Below are 18,685 nucleotides of genomic sequence, written 5' to 3'. Positions count from 1 at the left end.
GCGGGGCTCCTGGGGTGGTGCGGATGGTCTCTGCGGACGCTTGGCTTCTTTTCTCGCAGGCTAGGGCCGGGGAAGGGGGGTGGGCATGCTCCATGTGGGCGTTGTCGGCGGGGCGCCTTGTCCGGGGTGGACATGGCACTCTCGTGGACCGGTGCCCACGACCCGGCCGTGTAAGCGGTGAACTCCCCAGGAGAGGGCGTTAGATTGGCTCGCTGATGGTGGACGGAGCGGCTGGTCAGGGGGCAAGGGCGATGGACAGCGACGGGACGCAGGAGGCGCGGGGTACGCATGCGAGTCCCGTGCCGCGTCCGGCGGGACCTCCGCAGGTGCCGGCCATGCCTCCCCTGCCGCCCCGGGCGGCGCCGGGGATGCCGCCGCCGGACGGGTCGGCTTTCCTCGCCTGGCTGCGAGCGCCGCGCCCCGAGGCCGCGCCGGGCGTGTGGCGGTTCGGGCACCGGCCGCGGCCCGCGGAGGAACCCGAGGAGATCCCCACCCGGCAGCTGCTGAGCGGGGCGCTGATCGCCTTCCTCGTGGGATGGCTGATCTGGTCGCTCCTGCAGAACGGTTACCTCGGCACCTGGTGGTGGGTGCCGTTCGACCTGATCGTCCCCGACGCCTGGCGGGGCGGCGACAGCGATCTCGGGGAGACCGGGACGTACATCGTCTACCAGGGGTACGAGGTGCTCGTCGCCCTGGCGATCATGATCGGGGCGGCCCGGCTCGGACGCTGGGGCGAGGTGTGGCGCCGCTTCGTCACCTCCCGCTTCCGCCGCCCGGAGGCCCAGGAGGCCCGTACGAGCCCCGAGGACGACCCGGCCCAGTGGAACGAGCTGCGTGCCGCCGGGGCTCCCGACGCCGCCGAGCGGCTCGCCGCCGAGGCCCGCTCCGGGCTGATGCGGGACGTCGACCACGCCCGGATCATGCGTGCCTGGCAGGGCGTGCGCACCGGGCGGCACAGCCTGGCCACCTTCAGCGGCGCCGTGCTCGAGGACGGCGCCGCCGCGTGCCTGCACCCCTCGGGGGAGCGCGACCTGCCCGCCCGGCTCGCCCGGCACGATCTCCTCACCGGACAGGTGCGGCTCGGCACCACCGTCGACGACGTCCGCAACCCCTACACCTACCGAGGCACGGGGCTCGCCCTCGGGCCCGAGCTGCTCGGCACCTCGCTCGTCGCCGTCGGACCCGCGGGATCCGGCAAGACCGGGACCGTCGTCCGGCCCCTCGCCGAGTCGCTCTGCCTGCACGCCCTCGCCGGGCGGGCCGCCGTGGTCGTCGTCGGGGCGGCCGGTGCGGGGCTCGGACCGGCCGACGCCTACGACGTGGTCGTGCGCGTCGGGAACCAGGAGTCCGAGTACGACCTCGACCTGTACGGCGGCGCCGGCGACCCGGACGAGGCCGCGGCCGTGCTCGCCGAGGCGCTCGTCGGGGATCTCGCGGACCCGCACCCCGGCAGCGACAGCCGCCGGTCCACCACCGTCCTCGCCCAGCTGCTCGGGCCGTTCCGGGCCGTGCACGGGCGTTTCCCCTCCGTACCGGAGCTGCGGCAGCTGCTCGACGGCGCGCCGGGACCGTTCGCCGCGCTGCGGCAGGGGCTCCAGGAGGCCGGGCAGGAGTCGCTGCTGCGGGAACTCGACGCCCGGGAGCGGCAGATGGGACAGCCCGGTGACGTCGGCGGAGTGCTGGGCGATCGCGTCGCGCTGCTCGACCGGCCCGCCTTCGCCGGCTTCTTCGACACCTCGGGGCAGTCCCGGCCGTTCACGCTCAAGGCCCTCGACCACCCCGTGCGGGTGCGCATCGACCTGCCCCAGCGCGGCCACGCCGACGCGTCCAGGATGCTCGCACGGCTGGTGCTGGCGCAGTTCACGGCGAGTGTCGCCGTCCGCGAGGATCGGTCGCTGTTCGCCTGCCTGCTGCTGGACGACGCGACGGGCGTGGTGACGCCCGAGGCCGTGCGCGGCATCCAGCGACTGCGGTCCGGCAACGCCGGGGTCGTGCTCACGCTGCGGACGCTCGACGACGTGGCCCGGCCGCTGCGCGGGCCGCTGCTCGGCGCGACCGGCTGCCGGATGGCGCTGTCGGGGCTCACGCCCTGGGACGGGCAGGACTTCGCCGAGGTGTGGGGCAAGGAGTGGACCGAGGCCCGGGACGTCACCGACCGGCAGATCATCGCGGAGACCCCGGCGGGCAAGGCCGTGCACATGCTCCGCCGGGTGATCACCGGCAAGGCCCCGACCGCGCGGGCGGTGACCGTGCGGCAGGTCGAGCGGGAGCGCTGGTCCGCCTCCGAGCTGGCACACGCCGTGCCGGCGGGCCACGCCGTGCTGTCACTGACCGACGTCAGGGGCGAGCACGCGCCTCCGCTGCTGGTGGACCTGCGGAACTGACGCCTACCCGCCGGTGCGGGTACGCGGGGACCGTACGGTGAGGCAGAATCGTCACAGGTCGTTCATACGTGGCGGCCAAAAGACCACAGCGACCACACAGTCCTGACGCAGAAGGCCTCATGCCCCCGACGCTCGCCTCGCTCGTCCATCACTCCGCGCTGAAACTGACCGTGCGGGCGGGCGGAGACCGCCTCGACGTGCCGGTCCGCTGGGCACACGTCAGCGAGCTCGCCGACCCCGTCCCCTACATGGAGGGCGGCGAACTGCTGCTGATCACCGCGCTCAAGCTGGACGCCGAGGACCCGGAGGCCATGCGCCGCTACGTCCACCGCCTGGCGGGGGCCGGAGTCGTGGGGCTGGGCTTCGCCGTGGGCGTCAACTACGAGGAGATCCCCCAGGCGCTCGTCGACGCGGCCGCGAAGGAGGGCCTGCCGCTGCTGGAGGTGCCGCGCCGCACGCCGTTCCTCGCCATCAGCAAGGCCGTCTCCGCCGCGATCGCCGCCGACCAGTACCGGGCCGTCACCGCCGGGTTCGCCGCCCAGCGCGAACTGACGCGGCAGGCCCAGACCGGCGGCCCGGAGGGGGTGCTGGCCGCCCTGGCCGCGCAGGTCGACGGCTGGGCGGCGCTGTACGACGCCTCGGGCGCGGTCGTCGCCACGGCACCGGAGTGGGCGGGGCGGCGTGCCGCGCGGCTCACCGGCGACGTGCAGAAGCTGCGGGACCGCCCGGCGCCCGCCTCCGCCGTGTCCGGCGGGCCGGAGAACGAGGACCGGGTCGAACTGCACACCATCGGCACCGGCCGCCGCCCCCGCGCGGCCCTCGCCGTGGGCACCGCCGCCGCCCTCGGCACCGCCGAGCGCTACGCCGTCCACTCGGCCATCGCCCTGCTGACCCTGACCACGGAACGCTCCCGGTCCCTCCAGGCGGCCGAGCAGCGCGTCGGAGCGGCGGTGCTGCGCATGCTGCTGGCCGGTGAGCCGGACCACGCGCGGGCGGTCGCCGGGGACCTGTACGGCGAGCTGCTGGACGCGCCGTTCCGGATGCTGGTCGCGGAACGGGTGCCGGTGTCGGCGTCGGCCGCGCTGGCCCGGGCCGAGGCGCGCAAGGGGGCCCCGCCCGCCGAACGGCCCTCGGCCGCCGCGCTCGCCGCGGCCGACACCGGCGGCGATCCCCTCGCGGTTCTCGCCGACGTCGTGGAGTCCGCGGCGGCCCGGGCCGGCGAGGCCGTACTGGTCGTGCCGGAGGGGGAGCGGCTGGTGGTGCTGGCCGCGGACGGCGGCGCCGCCGCGGCGGCCTGCGGGGAGTACGCCGCCGCCCTGGAGACCGCCCGGGCCGGAATACGCGAGAAGGTGCCGGGCGGCGAGGACGACGAGCTCGTCGTCGGCCTGTCGGCACCGGCCGGACCCATTGCCGCGTCCGCCGCGTACAAGCAGGCCGAGCAGGCGCTGTCGGTGGCGAGGCGGCGCGGGCGCGTCCTCGTGGAGCACGAGCGGATGGCGGCCGGATCGGTGCTGCCGCTGCTGGCGGACGACGCGGTACGGGCCTTCGCCGACGGCATGCTGAGGCCGCTGTACGAGCACGACGCCACGGGCCGCGGTGACCTCGTCTCCTCCGTACGCGCCTGGCTGTCCAAGCACGGCCAGTGGGACGCGGCGGCGGCCGACCTGGGCGTCCACCGGCACACCCTGCGCTACCGCATGCGCCGCGTCGAGGAGATCCTCGGCCGGTCCCTGGACGACCCGGACGTCCGGATGGAGCTGTGGCTGGCCCTGAAGGCGGCCTCCGGCGAATAGCCAAACCGGAGTGTCCGCGGCCCCCACTGCTACGGCTCGGACAAACGCCCTTCGGCCACCTCGCGCCTACCGTTGGTCCGGTAGCACAGGATCACCCCCAACGCCGAAGGGCCGGAACCCACATGACCTCCACCCACGCCTTCTGGCTCGCCGGCCGCCAGGCCACCGGCGAGGAAACCTTCGACGTCACCTCCCCCTGGGACGGGCGGCTCGTGGGCAAGGTGAGCGTGCCGACGGACGCCCAGGTCGAGGAGGCCGTGGCCGCCGGGCACGCCGTGCTGGACGAGTTCGCCGCCACCCCCGCCCATGTCCGGGCCGCCGCCCTCGACCACGTCAGCAAGCGCCTGGCCGAGCGCACCGAGGAGATCGCGCAGCTGATCTCCGCCGAGAACGGCAAGCCCATGAAGTGGGCGCGCGGCGAGGTCGGCCGGGCCGTGTCCGTGTTCCGGTTCGCGGCCGAGGAGGCCCGGCGATTCAACGGCGGCGAGGCCCAGCGCCTCGACACCGACCTCGGCGGCCAGGGCCGGCTCGCCCTCACCCGCCGCTTCCCCAAGGGCGTCGTGCTCGGCATCGCGCCCTTCAACTTCCCGCTGAACCTCTGCGCCCACAAGATCGCCCCGGCCATCGCCGCCGGCGCCCCGATCATCCTGAAGCCGGCCCCGGCGACCCCGCTGTCCGGCCTGATCATCGGTGACCTGCTGGCCGAGACCGAGCTGCCGGCGGGCTCCTGGAGCATCCTGCCGGTCGCCAACGACAAGATGCCGGCCCTGGTGCAGGACGAGCGCCTGCCCGTCATCTCCTTCACGGGCTCCGAGAAGGTCGGCTACGCGATCATGGACTCGGTGCCGCGCAAGCACTGCACCCTGGAGCTGGGCGGCAACGGCGCGGCCGTCGTCCTCGCCGACTGGGCGAGCGACGAGGACCTGGACCGGGCGGCGAACCGCATCGCCATGTTCTCCAACTACCAGGGCGGCCAGTCCTGCATCTCCGTGCAGCGGGTCATCGCCGACGCCGCGGTGTACGACCGGCTGCTGCCGCGTATCGTCGCCGCCGTCGAGGCACAGGTCACCGGCGACCCGAGTGACGACAAGACGGACGTCGGCCCGCTGGTCGACGAGAACGCCGCGAAGCGCGTCGAGTCGTGGGTCCAGGAGGCCGTGGACGCCGGGGCGCAGCTGCTGACCGGCGGCAAGCGCGACGGCGCCTCCTACGCGCCGACCGTCCTGGCCGAGGTCCCTGCCGACGTGACGATCTCGTGCGAGGAGGTCTTCGGGCCGGTCCTCACCGTGCAGAAGGCGGACGGCGAGGCCGCGGCCTTCTCCGCGGTCAACGACTCCAAGTACGGCCTCCAGGCGGGCGTGTTCACCCACGACCTGCAGACCGCCTTCCGTGCCCACCGGGCCCTGGAGGTCGGCGGCGTGGTCATCGGTGACGTGCCGTCCTACCGCGCCGACCAGATGCCGTACGGCGGCGTCAAGCAGTCCGGCGTGGGCCGCGAGGGCGTGCGGTTCGCGATGGAGGACTACACGTACGAGCGGGTGCTGGTCCTGACCGGCATCGACCTCTGACGCCCGCCTGGCTTATGGAAACCATTTTCATATAGGCTCTGTGAAAGGGCCCGGCGCCGATGCCTTCCGGTGCCGGGCCCCTTCTGCGTGCCGGCCTGCTCCGGACCCTCAGCCGGAGAAGCCGACGTGCGCGAGCCGCAGCGGGCCGCGCAGTCCGAGGCGCACGTCGTGGACGCCCGAGGCGTCGACGGCTGCGCCGAGGGAGACGTAGTCGTACGGGCCCGAGGCCGCGGTGGGTGACAGCGTCGCGAGGACCGGGCCGCCGTCGAGGGACAGCTCGACCGTGCCCTCGCCGGCCACCTCGACCGTCACCTCGCTGACGCCCTCACCGAAGTCACAGGCTCGGTAGACCAGTTCACCGGAAGCGCAGTCCGCGGGTGTCACGGCGTCGCCCGAGACCTTCGTCCGGTCGACGATCTCGATGCCGCTGTGCTCGTCGAACGACGCCGCCGGGAGGCCGACCGTGACGACCGCGCGCGGCCGGGCGGGTTCGCCGTCCAGCGCGACGGTCCTCCGCAGCCGGACGTCCTCACTGGACGCCCCGGCCAGCAGCTCGTACGCGCCGGGCTCCACACGCCACCGGTCCTGGGCGACGTCCCAGAACCCGAAGGCACTCAGCGGGACCTCGAAGTTCAGCTCGGCCGTCGCCCCGGGGGCGAGGGTGACGCGGCGGTGGTCCAGCAACTCGCGGCGCGGGCGCGGCACGGACGGACCGACGGCCCGGGCGTAGAGCTGGGCCACCTCGTCGGCCGTGACGTCGCCGGTGTTGGTGACGGAGAAGGAGACGCGCACCGCCGCCTTCTCGACCCGGGCCGTCAGGCCGCCGTACGCGAAGGACGCGTACGACAGGCCGTGCCCGAACGGAAACAGGGGCGTGCCCTCGAAGTAGAGGTACGTCTGGCGGGCGCCGATCACGTCGTAGTCGAGCAGGCCCGGCAGGTCGGTGTCGTCGGCGTACCAGGTCTGCGGCAGACGGCCGCCGGGGGAGACGTCACCGGCCAGGACGCGGGCCAGGGCGGTGCCCGCCGCCTGGCCGCCGTGCGCGCTCCAGAGCACGGCGGCCGGCCCCGCCGGGTCGACCGCGTACGGGTAGGCGGAAACCAGCGCCAGCACGGTCGCCGGATTCGCCGCCCGGGCCGCCCGCACCAGACGCTCCTGCTGCTCCGGCAGCCGCAGGGTCGTACGGTCCTCGGTCTCGCGGCCGTTGATGTGCGGGTCGTTGCCCGCGACCACCACGACCACGTCGGCGCCCGCGGCGGCACGCGCCACCGCCTCCTCGCCCCGCTCGACGACGACCAGCTCGAAGACCTCGGGATCTCCCTCGGCAACCTTCACACCGTCGGCGGAGACAGACACGTGCCGGCCCGTCCCCAGGTGCTTCAGGAGGTGCCCGTCACCGTGCGGTTCCAGGCGGAACGTCTCCTGCACGAACCAGCCGCCGGGCTGGTCGGCCGAGGCACGCACGCACCCGTCGTCGGCGACCGACAGATAGCGGCCGTCGGGGGCGCGCAAGGTCAGCACGCCCCCGCCCCAGTCGGCCAGCGCCAGCTCGGTGCCGGCCGCGTCGGTGGTGAGCGGGGGCAGATCGGTGCGGCCGGACAGCAGCGCCGGGTCCAGCGCGCCCTCGGCGCCGCGCACCTCGTCGGCGGCGCCCTCCACCACCGGCACGTGCAGGAACGCACCCGCGGAGGTCCTCAGCCGGACCCGGTCCACACCCTCGGCGAACTCCACCCGCTGCGCGCCGAACCGCTCGTACAGGCCCTCCAGCGGGGTCGAGCGGTGGATGAGCGTGCCGCTGTACCAGTCGAGCTTGCACTCGTCGGCGAGTGGCCCGACCACCGCGATCCGGGTGTCCGGTGCCAGCGGCAGCACCCCGTCGTTCTTGAGCAGCACGACCGCCTGTTCGGCCGCCTCCTGGGCGAGGGCCCGGTGCGCCGGGGTGTCGAACTCGGCGGTGGCGTGGTGCGGGTCGTCATCCGGATCGAACTCACCGAGCCGGAAGCGCACCGACAGCTGGCGGCGGACGGCCGTGTCGATGTCGGCCTCCGTCAGCAGGCCCCGCTCCAGCGCCCCGCGCGCCCGCCCGGTGATCTGCGAGGAGTCCGTGCCGTGGTCGGTGAAGCTGTCGACACCCGCGAGGAGGGAGGCGGCGGTGGCCTCCTCGTGGGTGTCGAAGTAGTGCTCGGCGTCGACGAGGTTGCTCGGCGCACCCGCGTCCGAGCAGACCAGCAGGTCCTCGTCGGTCCAGGTCCGCAGGTGCTCGGCCAGGTACGGGGAGACGTGGTTGGGGCGGCCGTTCACCAGGTTGTACGCCGGCATCACCCCGGCCACCGCACCCGCCTCCACGGTCTCGCGGAAGGCCCGCAGGTCGTACTCGTGCAGCACGCGTGGGCGCACCGAGCTCGACGTGGTGGCGCGGTCCGTCTCGTTGTTGTGGGCCAGCCAGTGCTTCAGCACCGGCGCGGTGCGCCAGTAGACCGGGTGGTCACCGCGCAGACCGTGCGTGTAGGCCGTGGCGATCGCCGAGGTGAGCTTCGGGTCCTCCGAGTAGCCCTCCTCGTTGCGGCCCCACAGGGGGTGGCGCAGCAGGTTGACCGTCGGGGCCCAGACGTTCAGGCCGACCCGGTCGTCCTTGGCGCGCATCGCGCGGACCTCCTTGGACACCGCGTCGCCGACCCGCCGCACCAGCTCCGGGTTCCAGGTCGCGCCCAGGCCGACCGCCTGCGGGAACACCGTCGCCGGGCCCATCCACGCCACGCCGTGCAGCGCCTCCTGGCCGGTGCGGAAGGCGGCGACGCCGAGTCGTTCGACGGCGGGTGTGCATTGGTGCAGGAACGACAGCTTCTCGTCGAGGGTGAGCCGTCCGAGCAGATCGTCGACGCGCTTCGCGAACGGCAGCCGCGGGTCGCGGAAGGGTGCGGTGGGTGGCGTGTGTGCGGTCACGTGGGGATCCCTTGCAATGGATCGGCGAGGCACTTTCGAAGCGCTTCGATGCTGGTGGCCGACGGGTCGAGTGTCAAGACATGAGCACCGTCACTTCAAGCAAGGCATGAGGAATGGTCCCTTCTGACGCCCGCGGAGAAGTTTGGGAACGACCCTTGTGCGCCCATGGGTGTTCACTTAACCTCACAGCAACATCGAAGCGCTTCGACTGATGAGGCACCTCTGGTCGGAGTCCCGCTTCCGCTCAGCCAGTTCCACTCGAGACACCGCAGCCGACGGCCTACCGCCGGGTGTCCTGGTGCGCCACGAAGGGTTGACGCAATGACGCCGAACGCCGCCTCCACCTCCTCCGGACCGAGCCGGAGAAGTTTCCTCGCCTCCACGGCGGTCGCCACCGCGGCCGTGGCGGGCGGGATGCCGCTGCTCGCCGCGTGCGGCGGGTCGGAGGGCGGGTCGCGGGACGGCACCACGTCGGGCAAGGACGCGGCGAAGCTGCTCCCGACATTCGTCACCAGCGCGTTCGCCAAGCCGGACCTTCCGCCCAAGAACGGGTCGGCGGCCGGATACACCGGCAAGGTCGATCTGAAGGCCCTTCCCGCTTCGGTGCCGGACAAGTTGGGCACCGGTGCCCCGCTCAAGATCATGTCGCCCTTCTGGGGCTCGCCGCCGAAGCCCGGATGCGCGTACTACAAGGCGCTCGACGCGGCGGCGGGCACCAAGGTCACCTGGCAGAACCAGGACGGCAACACCTACGGTGAGAAGCTCGGTGCCGTCCTCGCCTCCAGCTCCATACCCGACATGGTGGTCGTGCCCAGCTGGGAGCTGGTCGGCAAGATCTCGAGCGCGGTCACGGCGAAGTTCATGGACCTCGGCCCCTACCTGGCCGGCGACAAGGTCAAGAAGTACCCGAACCTGGCCGCCATCCCCTCGGACTCCTGGCGCATGAGCATCTTCGGCGGCGCGCTGCGCGGCATCCCGATGCCGGCCGCCTCCGTGCCCAACATCGTGCCCTTCTATCGCAAGGACGTCTTCGACAAGAAGGGCTACACCGTTCCGAAGTCGCCCGACGAGTTCCTCAGCTGGGCCAAGGAGGCCACCAGCGCCAAGGCCAAGGTGTGGGCGTGCAGTGACATGAGGTGGTCGGCGGCCGGCTTCTTCGGTGTCCGGCCCGCAGGGTCGCTCGGCTGGAACATAGGGGACGACGGCAAGCTGACCTACCGCATCGAGCATCCCGAGTACCTCGAACATCTGGAGTGGGTCCGCAAGCTGTTCGCCGCGGGCGTGGTGCATCCCGACGACAAGGCAAACACGGGCGACGCGAGCCAGCGGTTCACCGCCGGGCAGACTCTGGTCTTCAACGGCGACATGTCCGCCTGGTACGGCAAGACCACCGAACAGGCCCAGTCCAACCCGGAGTTCGTGATCGCGGGCATGGACTACTTCGGCGCCGACGGCGGCGACCCGACGCTGTACGCGGGCCAGCCCGCCTCCATCTGGTCGATGATCCGCAAGGGCGCCTCGAAGGAGACGATCGAGAACGCGCTGGCGGCCGCCAACTTCGCGGCGGCACCCTACGGCACCAAGGAGCGGATGTTCGTCGACTATGGCGTCGAGGGCACCCACTACACGGTCAAGAACGGCGCGCCGGTCAAGAACGACCTGGGCAACCAGGAGGTGAACAACGCCTGGTCGATGCTGGCGGCCCCCGCTCCCTACCTCGCGCACCCCGACTTTCCCGAGATCGCCCGCAAGCAGGTCGAGTGGCAGCAGCGGCAGGGGGCCTTCGTCAGGAGGACGTCCACCTACGGCATGAACATCGTCGAGCCCAGCCGCTACGCCACCCTCTCCAGCCAGTTCGAGCAGCTGGAGATCGACTTCGTGCGCGGCAACAAGAAGCTGTCCGACATACAGCAGGCCATCTCCACCTGGAAGTCCTCCGGCGGCGACAAGCTGCGCGACTGGTACAAGCAGCTCATCGACAAGAACGGCAGTGGCAACTGATGTCCCTCACGGCCGGGAGCAGGCCCGACGGGACGCGTCCCCCCGCGGCCGTCGAGGAGCCGACGGCCGCGGTCGCCGCAGCGGGGGCGAAGGAGCCGTTGCCGCGCCGCCAGGGCAGGGCGGTCAAGGTGCCGTTCCGGGTCCGGCTGCGCCGCGACCGCACGCTCATCCTGATGACGCTGCCCGTCATCGTCCTGCTCCTGATCTTCAACTACGTCCCACTGCTGGGCAATGTCGTCGCTTTCCAGGAGTACGACCCGTACGTCGCAGGCAACGGCGTCACGGCGATCTTCCACAGCCCCTGGGTCGGGGTCGAGCAGTTCTCGCGGATGCTCGACGACCCGCTGTTCTGGAGCGCCACGAAAAACACCCTCGTGCTGTTCGTGCTCCAGCTGGTGCTGTTCTTCCCCGTCCCCATAGCCCTCGCGCTGGTCATCAACAGCGTGATCCGGCCGCGAGTGCGGGCCGTGGCCCAGGCGATCATGTATCTGCCGCACTTCTTCTCCTGGGTGCTGGTGGTCACCGTCTTCCAGCAGATCCTCGGCGGCGCGGGCATCATCGCGCAGACGCTGGAGAAGCACGGGTGGAGCGGCTTCGACCTGATGACCGACGCGGACTTCTTCAAGTACCTCGTCACCGCGCAGGCGGTGTGGAAGGACGCCGGCTGGGGGATCATCGTCTTCCTCGCGGCGCTGGCCGCCGTCAGCACCGATCTGTACGAGGCCGCCGCCATGGACGGCGCGGGACGCTGGCGCCGCATGTGGCATGTGACGCTGCCCGCGCTGCGCCCCGTGATCGCACTGCTGCTGGTGCTGCGCGTGGGTGACGCACTCAGCGTCGGATTCGAGCAGTTTCTGCTCCAGAGGTACGCGGTCGGTGCGGGAGCAAGTGAGGTCCTGGACACCTACGTGTGGAACATGGGCATCCAGAACGGCGACTTCAGCTACGCGGCCGCGGTCGGCCTCGTCAAGGGAGTCATCGGAGTGTGTCTCGTCCTGGGTGCGAACAAGGTCGCGCATCTGCTCGGCGAGCAGGGGGTGTACAAGAAGTGAGTCTCAACACGCAGCTCGTCCGCAGCCTGAAGGCTCCCGCCCGGCCCGTGTGGGAGGAGCCTCCCAGCAAGGTGGGGCTCACCGCCAAGGGCGGATTCCTCGCCCTGTGCTGTCTGGGCGTCCTCGGGCCGCTGTGGATCGTGATCGTCACCAGCCTCTCGCCCAAGCCCGTGATCGACCGGGTCGGCGGTCTGGTCGTGATCCCCGAGGGCATCACCTTCGTCAACTACACCGAACTGCTCAGCGGCGGCCAGGTCAGCCGGGCGATCATGGTCTCGGTCGGTGTCACGCTCGTCGGCACGCTGTTCTCGATGACGGTGTCGGTGCTCGCCGCCTACGGGCTGTCCCGGCGGGGCACTCTGGGCCACCGGTTCTTCCTGATGACCATCATGGCCACCATGTTCTTCGGAGCCGGCCTCATCCCGACGTACCTTCTGGTGCAGTCGCTGAGGCTCACCGACACCTACCTGTCGCTGATCCTTCCGAGCGCGGTCAGTGTCTTCAACATCCTCGTCCTGCGCGCCTTCTTCATGGGCATCTCGCCCGAACTCACCGAGTCGGCCCGTATCGACGGGGCCGGTGACCTGCGCATCCTGCTGACCATCATCATGCCGCTGTCGCGCGCCGTGCTGGCCGTCATCTCACTGTTCTACGCGGTCGGTTACTGGAGCGCCTGGTTCAACGCGTCCATCTATCTCTCCGACCAGCAGATGATGCCGCTTCAGAACGTCCTCATCCAGCTCGTCCAGAAGAACACCGAGGCCCCCACCGGTCTCCAGCAGGCGGTCCGCACCGGACACCTCTCCCCGCTGGGCCTGCAGATGGCGGTCATGGTCCTCGCCCTCGTCCCCGTCGCGGTCGCCTCCCCGTTCGTCCAGCGGCACTTCAAGAAGGGCATGCTCACCGGGGCAGTCAAAGGCTGACCGACTCCCACCCGGTGGGGTGCCCCCTCGTCCGGCGGCCGCGGGCGCATGTGGCCGGTCGCGCAGTTCCCCGCGCCCCTTCAGGGCGCTTCCCCCCTCCCACTCAGAACGCCGAGGTGTGTGTCATGCATGCGTCCAGCCTCTCCAGACGTGCCGTTCTCGCCGGGACCGCGGCCGCCGCCGCGGCCGGGTCCCTGCCGCTGACCCAGGGGCGGGCCCGAGCCGCCGCCACCCCCGAGGCGCCGAGCGGCTACCGCTGGCGCAACGCCGTCCAGGGCGGCACCGGGTTCATCACCGGCGTGCTGTTCCACCCCTCCGTCGAAGGGCTCGCCTATCTCCGCACCGACATCGGCGGTGCCTACCGCTGGGACGACCGGACCGACCGGTGGATCCCGCTGACCGACCACATCGGCTGGGACGACTGGAACCTGCTCGGTGTGGAGGCCATGGCCGTCGACCCGGCGCACCCGGACCGGGTCTACCTCGCCCTCGGCACGTACACGCAGTCCTGGGCCGGCAACGGGGCCGTGCTGCGGTCCGAGGACCGGGGCGCGACCTGGCAGCGCACCGACCTCACCGTGAAGCTCGGGGCCAACGAGGACGGGCGCGGCTGCGGTGAACGGCTGCTCGTCGACCCGCGGGACAGCGACACCCTGTGGCTGGGCACCCGGCACGACGGACTGCTCAAGTCCACCGACCGGGGCGCCACATGGAAGGCCGTGAGCTTCCCTGCCACCCCGAGCGCCACCGGCCAGGGCGTCACCCTGCTGGTCGCCGCCGGCCGCAGCGTCTACGCCGGCTGGGGCGACTCAAACGGCACCTCCGGGAACCTCTACCGCACGTCCGACGGCGTCACCTGGGAGGCCGTCCCGGGGCAGCCCGCCGGCACCGCCGCCAAGGTCCCGGTCCGGGCCGCCTACGACCGGCACACGCGTGAGCTGTACGTCAGCTACGGCGACGCCCCCGGCCCCAACGGCCAGTCCGACGGCAGCGTGCACAAGCTGCGGACGACGACCGGGAAGTGGACCGAGGTCACGCCGGTGAAGCCCGGCGGGCCCACGGGGGACGGCGGGACCGACTCCTTCGCCTACGGCGGTGTCGCCGTGGACGCCCGGCGCCCGGGCACCGTCGTCGTGGCCACCAACAACCGCTGGTCGCTGGTGGACACCGTGTACCGGACCACCGACGGCGGCCGCACCTGGACGTCCCTCAAGGAAAGGGCCGTCCTCGACGTCTCGGAGACGCCGTTCCTCACCTTCGGCGCCGACAAGCCCAAGTTCGGCTGGTGGATGCAGGCCGTCGCCCTCGACCCGTACGACTCCCGGCACGTCGTGTACGGCACCGGCGCCACCCTGTACGGCACCCGTGACCTCAGGCACTGGGCCCCGCAGATCCGCGGAGTGGAGGAGGCGTCCGTACGGCACCTGGTCTCGCCCCCGGCCGGCAAGGCGCACCTGATCAGCGGATGCGGGGACGTCGGCGTGATGTACCACGAGCGGCTCACGGCGTCGCCCTCGCGCGGCATGGCGACGAACCCGGTCTTCAGCACGGCGACCGGCGTGTCGCTGGCCGCGGCCAGACCGTCCTACGTGGTCCGGTCCGGGTGGGGCGACCACGGCAACGGCGCCTTCTCGAACGACGGCGGCAGGACCTGGGCCCCCTTCGCGACCCAGCCCGCCGTCGCCAAGTCCGCGCCCGGCCCGATCGCCACCAACGCCGACGGCAGCGTGCTGGTGTGGTCCTTCGGCACGTCCGACCCGGGCCACCGCTCGGCGGACAACGGCGTCACCTGGTCCGAGACCGCCACCTTCCCGAAGGGCGCCAAGCCGGTCGCGGACCCCGTCGACCCGGCCCGCTTCTACGCCTTCGACACCACCACCGGCACGCTCTTCGCCAGCACCGACAGCGGCCGGACCTTCACCGCGCTGGCCACCGGCCTGGCTTCCGGAGACAGCGAGTTCCAGCTGGTCGCGGCACCGGGGCGCTCCGGTGACCTGTGGCTGAGCCTCAAGTGGAACGGGCTGTACCGCTCGACCGACGGCGGCGCGGCCTTCACCAAGGTCAGCAGCTGCTGGGCCTCGTACGCCCTGGGCTTCGGCAAGGCCGCCGAGGGCGCCTCCTACCCGGCGATCTACATGGTCGGCTCCACCGAGAACGTCACCGCCGTGTACCGCTCCGACGACGAGGCGAAGACCTGGACGCGGATCAACGACGACCGGCACCAGTGGGGCTGGACCGGAGCCGCCATCACCGGCGACCCGCGCGTGTACGGCCGGGTCTACATCGCCACCAACGGACGCGGCGTGCAGTACGGGGACCCCGTCCGGTGAGCGAAGGGAAACGGCCCCCGCTGCTCGACCCGAGGACTTCCACCGGCGCCGAACGCTCGACCCGGTCGCCGGAGAAGACCGCGTCCTCGCGCTGAGGGCGTGGTGATCCCCCCACCTCCGCAATCCCCCCACCCATGGAAGGGACACCATGGCATCACGCACGCCGAGCAGGGTCACCAAGGCCCTGCTGGCTCCCGCCCTGGCGCTCGGCGCCACGATCGGTCTCGCCTCCGCCCCCGCCTCCGCCGCGGTCTGGAACACCTGCGACCAGTGGGGCCAGACCAACCTGAACGGCTACACGCTCTACAACAACATCTGGGGCGGCGGCGCCGGCAGCCAGTGCATCTGGGCCAACTCCGGCACCAACTGGGGCATCTGGGCCAACCACCCCAACACCGGCGGCATCAAGTCCTACCCGAACCAGACGAAGGCGATCAACAAGTCGATCACCTCGCTGGGGTCGCTCTCCAGCAGCTACAACGTCAGCGTCCCGTCGTCCGGCGCGTACAACACGTCGTACGACATCTGGGACACGGACCACGACTACGAGATCATGCTCTGGGTCAACAAGACCGGGCCCGTGGGCCCGCTCGGCAGCTCGCAGGGCACGGTGAGTCTCGGCGGCCACTCCTGGAACGTCTTCAAGGGCACCAACGGCTCCAACGAGGTGTTCTCGTTCATCCGCACCTCCAACTCCAGCTCCGGCACCGTGAACATCCTGCCGATCCTGAAGTGGATCAAGGACACCAAGAAGTGGATGGGCAACGAGACGATCGGTGACGTGCAGTTCGGCTACGAGGTCACCTCGTCGTCCGGCGGCCTGAACTTCACCACCAACAACCTTACTGTGAGCAGCAGTTGACCTGATCTTGGGGAAACGTCGGGTTTGATGGGGACATGCGTACCACCACCCCCCTCCGACGTGCTCTGATCACCGTGACCGCGACCGCGGCCGTCGTCCTCACGGCGACGTTCCGCGGTCGCGGTTCCGCTCTCCGGCACCGCGACGGCCCCTCACGCCGCCGCCCTCTCCCTGTCCCCCCTGCACTCCGTCGCCGAGCTCGCCGCCGAACGCCTGGCCACCGCCGACCTGGTCGCCGCGGCCAAGTGGGGCACCGACAGCCCCATCGACGACCCCGCCCGCGAGCAGCAGGTCCTCGACAACGTGGCCGCCCAGGCCCGGCAGCTCGGCGCCGACCCGGACGAGATCCGTGCGATCTTCCGCGACCAGATCGAGGCCAACAAGATCGTGCAGCGCGGCCTCTTCCAGCGCTGGACCGACCATCCGGAAGAAGCACCGACGACCAAGCCGGACCTGAACGTCGTACGGCAGAAGATCAACCAGGTCACCGGTGCGCTCGTCGAAGCCGTCGCCGACAGCTCCGCGGACCGCGGCGCCTTCACCTGCCGCCCCGAACTGGCACTCGCCGGCCTCGAGGTCCACCACGAGAACCACCTCGACGCCCTGCACACCCGGGCCTTGGTCCGCGCGCTGGCCTCCGTCTGCCGCTGAACTCATGAGAACGCGGCCGTTCCCCCCCCTGGGCGGGAACGGCCGCACAGCTGAGATCACTCCGCGATCGGCAACTCCGCCCCGTCCCGCAGGAACAGCGGGATCCGGTCCAGCGGGGCGTCGACCGTCACGGTCCGCCCGCCCTCGTAGGTCTCACCCGTCCACGCGTCCGTCCAGGTGGCCCCGGCCGGCAGGTACGCCGCACGGGCCGTGGCGCCGGCCGTCAGCACCGGCGCGACCAGCAGGTCCGGGCCGAAGAGGTAGGAGTCGTCGACCGACCAGGCCGTCCGGTCGTCCGGGAACTCCAGGAACAGCGGCCGCATCACCGGCAGCCCCTCCTCGTGGGCGGCGCGCATGACGTCCAGCACATACGGCTTCAGCCGCTCGCGCAGCCGCAGGTACCGCTCCAGGATCGCCCCGGCCTCCTCGCCGTAGGACCACACCTCGTTGGGCCCGCCCGTCATCTGAGGGCCCAGCGGCATGCCGGGGTCGCGGAAGCCGTGCAGCCGCATCAGCGGGGACAGCGCGCCGAACTGGAACCAGCGGACCATCACCTCCCGGTAGGCCGGGTCGTCCGGGTCGCCGCCGTGGAAGCCGCCGATGTCGGTGTTCCACCACGGGATGCCCGACAGGGCCGTGTTGAGTCCGGCCGCGATCTGGCGGCGCAGGGTCGGGAAGTCGGTGCCGATGTCACCGGACCACAGGGCGGCGCCGTAGCGCTGACTGCCCGCCCAGGCCGAGCGGTTGAGGGTGACGATCTCCTCCTCGCCGGTGGCGGCCAGGCCCTCGTGGAAGGTGCGGGCGTTCTCCGCCGGGTAGGCGTTGCCGACCTCCAGGCCCGGGCCCGCCCAGTAGCGCAGGTTCTCCTGGAAACCCGGCTTCAGCTCCGGCTCGCAGGCGTCCAGCCAGAACGCCGTGATGCCGTACGGGTCGAGGTAGTTCTCCTTCACCTTCGACCACACGAACTCCCGGGCCTCGGGGTTGGTGGCGTCGTAGAAGGCCACCTGGACCGTGGAGGCGACCTCCTTGTCGGGCCAGTCCGCGTGCGCCATCGGTCCGTACTGGGTGCCGATGAAGTACCCGCGCTGCTCCATGACCGGATGGTTCTCGCTCAGCGGCGACACCGACGGCCAGACGCTCACCACCAGCTTGATGCCGAGCTCGTCCAGCTCGCGGACCATAGCCGCCGGGTCCGGCCACTCCTTCGGGTCGAACTTCCACTCGCCGAGGTGCGTCCAGTGGAAGAAGTCGCAGACGATCGCCGAGATGGGCAGCCCGCGCCGCTTGTACTCCCGGGCGACCGCCATGAGTTCGTCCTGGGTGCGGTAGCGCAGCTTGCACTGCCAGAAGCCCGCCGCCCACTGAGGCAGCATCGGGCTGCGGCCGGTCACCGCGCTGTAGCGGCGCTGGCCGGCGGCCGGGTCGCCCGCGGTGATCCAGTAGTCGATCTGCCGGGCCGAGTCGGCGACCCACCGGGTGCCGTTGTGCGCCAGCTCCACGCGGCCGATCGCCGGGTTGTTCCACAGCAGGGTGTAGCCGCGGCTGGAGGTCAGCACCGGGATGCCGACCTCGGCGTTGCGCTGGACCAGGTCCAGGACCAGGCCCTTCTGGTCGAAGCGCCCGTGCTGGTGCTGGCCGAGGCCGTACAGCTTCTCGTCGTCGTAGGCGGCGAAGCGCTGCTCCAGGCGGTGGTGGCCGTTGCCGACGGCCGTGTAGAGGCGGGAGCCGGGCCACCAGAAGTGGGCGCGGTCCTCGGCGAGGATCTCGGCGGAGTCCTCCGTCCGCAGGAAGCGGATCAGGCCCTCGGCGCTCACCTCGACGGTGAGCGCGCCGACGGTCAGCAGCCCGGTGCCGTCCTCGATCTTGACCGTGGCCGGGGTCGCGGGGGCCTCGTCGAGCAGGGCGCCCGGGAGTCCTTCCAGGACGGGACCGCCGAGCCGGGCACGCACCCGGACCGCGTCCGGGCCCCACGGCTCGATCCGGAGGGTCTCCTGGCGGCCGCTCCACTCCAGCGCACCGCCCCGCTCCCGGAAGGTGCCGACGGTGGGGGAGGACTGCGCCAGACTCACCTGGGGCTGGGTTTCAGCAGGCTGATTCACGCGTGCTCCTGTGCTCCTGGAGGAGGGCGGACATGGGGTGCAGGCATGGGGGTGCCCTGCGGGGAGGGCGGCGGTGTTC

General features: G+C 71.7%; 11 protein-coding genes. 9 read left to right on the top strand and 2 right to left on the bottom strand.

The window, feature by feature from the left end:
- The first annotated feature begins 251 nt into the window (after positions 1 to 251).
- The 3 genes from ADK65_RS05665 (at position 252) to ADK65_RS05655 (ending at position 5,745) form a co-directional block, all read left to right on the top strand.
- Positions 252 to 2,384: a hypothetical protein gene (locus tag ADK65_RS05665; RefSeq protein ID WP_053668693.1), complete on the top strand. Its 2,133-nt coding sequence runs from the start codon at positions 252 to 254 to the stop codon at positions 2,382 to 2,384.
- A gap of 119 nt (positions 2,385 to 2,503) precedes the next feature.
- On the top strand, positions 2,504 to 4,177 hold the full coding sequence (locus ADK65_RS05660) for a PucR family transcriptional regulator (RefSeq protein WP_053668692.1): 1,674 nt from the start codon (positions 2,504 to 2,506) through the stop codon (positions 4,175 to 4,177).
- 122 nt (positions 4,178 to 4,299) lie between these two features.
- Complete coding sequence (locus ADK65_RS05655; protein WP_053668691.1) at positions 4,300 to 5,745, top strand: aldehyde dehydrogenase family protein; 1,446 nt, start codon at positions 4,300 to 4,302, stop codon at positions 5,743 to 5,745.
- Positions 5,746 to 5,853: 108 nt separating this feature from the next.
- Here ADK65_RS05655 and ADK65_RS05650 read toward each other — a convergent pair whose 3' ends face one another.
- Complete coding sequence (locus tag ADK65_RS05650) at positions 5,854 to 8,688, bottom strand: glycoside hydrolase family 3 C-terminal domain-containing protein (RefSeq protein WP_053668690.1); 2,835 nt, start codon at positions 8,686 to 8,688, stop codon at positions 5,854 to 5,856.
- Between the two features lie 321 nt (positions 8,689 to 9,009).
- Between ADK65_RS05650 and ADK65_RS05645 the strand changes: the two genes are divergently transcribed.
- From ADK65_RS05645 to ADK65_RS05620, 6 genes are all read left to right on the top strand, one after another.
- Positions 9,010 to 10,689: an extracellular solute-binding protein gene (locus ADK65_RS05645; protein WP_053668689.1), complete on the top strand. Its 1,680-nt coding sequence runs from the start codon at positions 9,010 to 9,012 to the stop codon at positions 10,687 to 10,689.
- Positions 10,689 to 11,741: an ABC transporter permease gene (locus ADK65_RS05640; RefSeq protein ID WP_053668688.1), complete on the top strand. Its 1,053-nt coding sequence runs from the start codon at positions 10,689 to 10,691 to the stop codon at positions 11,739 to 11,741. Before ADK65_RS05645 ends, ADK65_RS05640 begins: the two co-directional genes overlap by 1 nt.
- Complete coding sequence (locus ADK65_RS05635) at positions 11,738 to 12,664, top strand: carbohydrate ABC transporter permease (protein WP_053668687.1); 927 nt, start codon at positions 11,738 to 11,740, stop codon at positions 12,662 to 12,664. Before ADK65_RS05640 ends, ADK65_RS05635 begins: the two co-directional genes overlap by 4 nt.
- A gap of 125 nt (positions 12,665 to 12,789) precedes the next feature.
- Complete coding sequence (locus ADK65_RS05630) at positions 12,790 to 14,994, top strand: WD40/YVTN/BNR-like repeat-containing protein (protein WP_053668686.1); 2,205 nt, start codon at positions 12,790 to 12,792, stop codon at positions 14,992 to 14,994.
- A gap of 148 nt (positions 14,995 to 15,142) precedes the next feature.
- Positions 15,143 to 15,856, top strand: coding sequence for a glycoside hydrolase family 12 protein (locus tag ADK65_RS05625; protein WP_053668685.1), 714 nt, complete (start codon positions 15,143 to 15,145; stop codon positions 15,854 to 15,856).
- 171 nt (positions 15,857 to 16,027) lie between these two features.
- Positions 16,028 to 16,507, top strand: a complete 480-nt coding sequence (locus tag ADK65_RS05620; RefSeq protein ID WP_234352807.1) for a chorismate mutase — start codon at positions 16,028 to 16,030, stop codon at positions 16,505 to 16,507.
- A 56-nt stretch (positions 16,508 to 16,563) separates the two neighbouring features.
- On the opposite strand, the gene ADK65_RS05615 is transcribed toward ADK65_RS05620, so the two are convergent.
- On the bottom strand, positions 16,564 to 18,606 hold the full coding sequence (locus ADK65_RS05615; RefSeq protein WP_053668684.1) for a TIM-barrel domain-containing protein: 2,043 nt from the start codon (positions 18,604 to 18,606) through the stop codon (positions 16,564 to 16,566).
- Positions 18,607 to 18,685 lie beyond the last annotated feature (79 nt).

Source organism: Streptomyces sp. NRRL B-1140, assembly GCF_001280065.1.
Classification (GTDB): domain Bacteria; phylum Actinomycetota; class Actinomycetes; order Streptomycetales; family Streptomycetaceae; genus Streptomyces.
This window is presented reverse-complemented; position numbering and strand designations above follow the sequence as displayed.